Annotated in this window: 1 pseudogene; it reads right to left on the reverse strand. The window is 57.5% G+C overall.

The features are described 5' to 3' along the window. Positions 1–346 precede the first annotated feature (346 nt). Positions 347–772, reverse strand: a pseudogene (locus A3709_RS19685) (serine hydrolase); the annotation flags it as partial.

The raw sequence follows: 772 nt of genomic DNA on the forward strand, positions 1-772 counted from the left end.
CCCCAGCTTTCCAGAGTGGCGCTGGAAGAATTCGCTACCGCTGTGGGCGGCAGCTACGAGTTGCCAATCCCGATCAACGTCGCGAGTCGGGACAACCGGTAGGTGCAAACCTAGAAATGGATCTTGATGCCGACGGTGGCTGCCATGATGGTGCCACCAAACACGGTCATACCCAGCAAGGTGTCGCACGAATTCAACAACGGCCTCGAAGAATTACAGAGCAGCGGCTTTATGGTGAACGTGTTCAACNTCATGCNGGGNGAGCACCCCGCCTATCGGCGTTTGTCAGCATCGGCGCGTTTGCTAAAACTTTTTCTGCACCACACGGCGACACTTTGGATACAGTTCAAGCCTTGCGCCTGGTCCGCAGACCGAGCACCACTGCTACTTCGAGAATCACAGCAGTACCTGACAACGCGGGCACCATCATACTCCCGAATACAGTGTCCGTCGCAAAAAGGTCAGGGTAGCCGGACTGCCAGAACACCCAGTCCGAACCCAGAGTTGTGGCCAGAGAGGACTGCCCGGACACCAGGATAACCAATGCGTCGCCGCTCTCAGGATTCAACCTCGCCGCTGTGTTGATCGCCGGGTCGTTCGCGCCATCGTGGCCGAAAATGAAATCACCATTACCCGTAGGTGCATACAGGCTGGTTCCCAGCCCCCAGATATCAAACCCCAAGCTGCGACCAAGGGGAGCGCGCATCGATTTTGCGAATTCAGGACTGAGTGGCGCGCTCGCCGCCGTGCAGCTTGGGGTTTGATATCTGGG

This window comes from Halioglobus sp. HI00S01 (genome assembly GCF_001635445.1).
Lineage (GTDB): Bacteria > Pseudomonadota > Gammaproteobacteria > Pseudomonadales > Halieaceae > Halioglobus > Halioglobus japonicus.